The organism is Streptomyces sp. NPDC055078 (genome assembly GCF_053607985.1).
Map to the genome: position 1 here is coordinate 1 of NZ_JBSGUP010000707.1, position 4,130 is coordinate 4,130.

General features: G+C 70.6%; 3 protein-coding genes. 2 read left to right on the top strand and 1 reads right to left on the bottom strand.

Going from position 1 to position 4,130, the window contains the following annotated elements; genetic code table 11:
- Positions 1-49: 49 nt before the first annotated feature.
- Positions 50-2,590, bottom strand: a complete 2,541-nt coding sequence (locus ACWF94_RS35190; protein WP_453498178.1) for an MMPL family transporter — start codon at positions 2,588-2,590, stop codon at positions 50-52.
- A gap of 175 nt (positions 2,591-2,765) precedes the next feature.
- On the opposite strand from ACWF94_RS35190, the gene ACWF94_RS35195 reads away from it, so the two are divergent.
- A complete protein-coding gene (locus ACWF94_RS35195) occupies positions 2,766-3,620 on the top strand; it encodes a TetR family transcriptional regulator (protein ID WP_453498181.1) in 855 nt (284 codons plus the stop codon).
- 107 nt (positions 3,621-3,727) lie between these two features.
- A complete protein-coding gene (locus ACWF94_RS35200; protein WP_453498184.1) occupies positions 3,728-4,054 on the top strand; it encodes a heavy-metal-associated domain-containing protein in 327 nt (108 codons plus the stop codon).
- Positions 4,055-4,130: the final 76 nt, after the last annotated feature.

Here is a 4,130-nt window from a genome sequence, read left to right on the forward strand (position 1 = left end):
GACCTGACCAGGGCCTGACGCCAGGTCCCGCAGTCCGGCCGTCAGGCTTTCATGCCCGGATCCTGTCGCGTGCCGCGGGTCCTTCCTTGCCATCTGCCGGGGTGCCTTCCCCGCCCGTCGCCGGGTGGGTGTCGCCGGGACGGGTGCCCGCACCGGGGCCCCCTTGGAGCGCGGGCTCCGGTGCCCCGCCCTCACTCAGTCCGAACCGCTGGTGGAATCGGCGCAACGGGCCGGGCGCCCACCAGGTCCAGGCCCCCATCAGCTTCATCACCGAAGGCACCAGCAGACTGCGCACCACCATGGCGTCCATCAGCACAGCGAGCGCGATCCCGAGGCCGAGCATCTTGGTGTTGGTCACCCGCGAGGTGCCGATGGCCACCATCACCAGCGCGAGGATGACGGCCGCCGCGGTGATCAGCCCACCGGTGCGCTGCACTCCGAACCGCACCGCCTGGTCATGGTCGCCCGTACGGTCGTACTCCTCCTTGATCCGCGAGAGCAGAAAGACTCCGTAGTCCATCGAGAGACCGAAGGCGATACAGAACATCAGCACGGGCAGATTCGTCTCGATGTCCCCGGTGGCGGTGAAGCCCAGCAGCCCGGAGAGATGGCCGTCCTGGAAGACCCAGACCACGGCTCCGAACATCGCGGTGAGGCTCAGCGCATTGAGAACGACCGCCTGAAGAGGTATCAGCACGCTCCCGGTCAGCAGGAAGACCAGCAGCAGCGTCGCCACGATGATGATCCCGAGCGCCAGGGGCAGCTTGTCCGCGATCGCCGACTTGGAGTCCTCCAGCGCTGCCGCACGTCCGGTCACCGACGTCTCGAACGGCGCCGGGACATCGCGCAGATCGTGCACCAGCCGCTGGGCTCCCTCACCCACCGCCTCGCCCTTGGGCTGCACGGTGAAATACGCGGCCTCACCCGAAGCGACCGGCCCGTCGACACGCAGCACCCCGGGGAGGGCGGCGACCCGGTCGCGGTACTCGGCGTAGGCGGCGGGCGGGATGCGGGCGGCCTCCTCCCCACCCTTGCCCCCGTCGCTCCCCTTGCTCTCCTTGCCGCCGTCGCTCGCCTTGTTCCCCTTGCTCTCCGCGAAGACCTCGATCCCGCCGTCCGGGCTGCCCGGGAAGCCGTCCCGGATCTGCTGCTGGACCTGATGGGACTCGGCTGTCGAGGGCAGTTGGCGGTCGTCGGGCGTACCGAACTTCACCCCCAGGAAGGGCAGTCCCAGGAGCAGCAGGGCGGCGATGGTGGTGAAGGCGAACAGCGGGGCCCGGCGCATCACCAGATCCGCCAGCCGCGCCCATCCGGCCCCGCTCTCCCGCTCGGGCCTGCCTTCGCGGTCGGGCCCGCTTTCGCGGTCGGACCGGCTGGCCCGGTCGCCTTCGCTCTCCCGCTCGGACCGGCTGTCGCCCTCGGTCACCATGGCGGCATCCGGCCGGCGCTTCCGCCCCGGGGGCACTCCTCGCCGGAAGGCGCGGCGCAGATCCAGCGCGTTGACCCGGTCTCCCAGCAGCATCAGAGTCGCCGGCAGCAGAATGAGCGCGGCGGCGGCAGCGAGCAGGACCACCGCGATCCCCGCGTAGGCGAAGGACCGCAGGAAATACTGCGGGAAGACCAGCATCGCGGCCAGCGAGACCGCCACGGTCAGCGCGGAGAAGAGCACGGTGCGCCCCGCGGTGCGCAGGGTCGTGCCCACCGCTTCCCTCGTCTGGTGCCCCGCTGCCAGCTCCTCGCGGAATCTGCGGACGATGAACAGGGCGTAGTCGATGGCGAGTCCGAGGCCCAGGGCGGTGGTGAGGTTCATCGCGAAGATGGAGACATCGGTGAACTCCGTGAGCCCGCGCAGCACCGCGTTCGTCCCCAGGATGGCGACGATGCCGACGAGCAGCGGGAGCACCGCGGCGACCGCGCTGCCGAAGACCATGATCAGCAGCAGCAGGGTCACGGGCAGGGCGATCAGCTCCGCCCGCACCAGGTCCTCCTGGATGGTCGTCGTCATCTCGTGCTCCACAGCGACGGGGCCGCCGATCGACACCTCCAGCGGGCCGTGCGTCCCCCGGTAGTCGGGCGCGATCCGCTTGAGCACCTCGGATTTCGCCTTCTCGTCGCCCAGGACGCGGGCCGCGATCAGCGCCTGCCGCCCGTCCTCGGCCCGCAGCGCGGGGGACGGCGTCTTCCAGTACGACCCGACGCCGGTGACGCCGTCCTCGGCCGCCAGCCGCTCAGCCAGCCGCCGCGCCTCGGCCGCGACCTCCGGGCTGTCCACACTCGCCCGCCCGCTGTCGACCAGCAGCAGCAAATTCGGCTGGGACGCCGGGAACTCCCGCTGGAGCGCCTCGGTGGCATACGTCGACTCGGCGTCGGGGTCCTCCCATCCGCCGCTGCCCATCCGGTCGGCGACCCCGCTGCCCGCGAACACCGCGAGCGCGGTGAGCACGAGGGCCGCGAGCAGCGAGAGCCTCGGCCGCGCGGTGACGAAGCGGGTCCATCCCCCGATGGCTGCCCCGGTGGCCACGCTGGTGGACGCCTTGGCGGGTGCTCTGGCGGCTGCCCTGGCGGAAGGCGGGTCGTTGACTTCGGGCATCGTGCGGTGTCCCCTTCACCGAGGCCCATGCGAGGGACCGCGCAGGCATGCGGGCAGGCTGCATGAGTCGACCATTGCCATAGAATTGGCAAACACGAGCCATCGCTCGCATATACCAAGAATGCGAGCGACCACTCGCATTTGTCAACCGCACCAGGAAGCTGGGGACAGTTCAGTGCCGGAGCCCACCCGACCGGAGCCCTCCACCGGACCCGGACCCGAGCCGGGGACCACGGCGGGGCCCGCCCGGCCGCGCCGCCGCCAGGCCCGGGGTGAGCGCCGGATCGCCCAGCTACTCGACGCCGCCGCGCAGGTGTTCAGCAGCTCCGGCTTCACCGCCGCCAGCACCAACGCCATCGCCCGCGCGGCCGGGGTCTCCCCCGGCACGCTCTATCAGTACTTCCCGAACAAGGAGGCCATCGCCATCGAACTGGGTGGCCGACTCCTCGAAAAGTGGCGCGAGTCCCAGGGCTCCGCCGCCGTCGCCGCGGGCCGCGACCTGCCGCTCGACGAGCTGCTCGACGCCGTGATCGACCCGCTCTTCGCGTTCAACTACGAGAATCCCGCCTTCGCCGTACTGATCCACGGCCCGGACACTCCCGGGCAGATAGCGGAGGAGTTCACCAGCATCCACGACGGACTGCTCACCCGGATCGAACAGGTCCTGGCGCACTACCTCCCCCAGGCGCCGCCCGACGAGCTGTCACGCGTCGTGAACACGACCTTCGCCGTCTTCAGGTCAGGTCTGGATCTGGCGCTCGCCCATGAGGGCGAGGAGCGGGAGGCTTACGCCGCGGAGGTCAAGCGGGTCCTGTTCCGCTATCTGGAGCCGCTCTTCCCCGAGGGCGACGACTGCGTCCCTCTCGAAGACACCCAAGGCACCCAAGACACCCAAGACAGACAGGACGCGCACGACACACAAGACGCCGCGGACACCGGGGTCTCCGGGGCCGCCGGGGCTCCCAGGACTCCCGAGAACCCGCTCCGGAAAAGTTCCTCAGGACCCTCCATACCACTCGATACCCCCTAGGGGTATTGTATAGTGAGTCCACAGGGTCCCGGCAGCCCCGGAGACCTCTGGTATGCCATGAGTGCGCCGCCATGAGTGCACCTCACAGGTCCTACGAGGAGAACGACATGACCGCGAACACCGAGATCGAGATCACCGACACCGCTGCCTCGTCCAGCTGCTGCGGCGGCAGCTCCTGTGGCACCGACGCGGAGGCCACGACCGAGGGCGCGACCGAGGGCGGCGTCACCACCGTCTACCAGGTCGCCGGAATGACCTGCGGTCACTGCGAGGGCGCGATCTCGACCGAGATCTCCGCGCTCGCGGGCGTCACCTCCGTGGTGGCCGTCGCCGCGACCGGCAAGGTGACCGTCGTGTCCGGGGCCGCCCTCGCCGAGGCCGATGTGCGCGCCGCCGTGGACGAGGCCGGCTACGAACTGGTCGGCCTGGCCTGACCCGCCGCCCGCCCGCTCCGGCCCCGCCCCGCTCCACGGGCAGCCGCCCGACAGGCCGTGGGGAACCGGTCCGCAC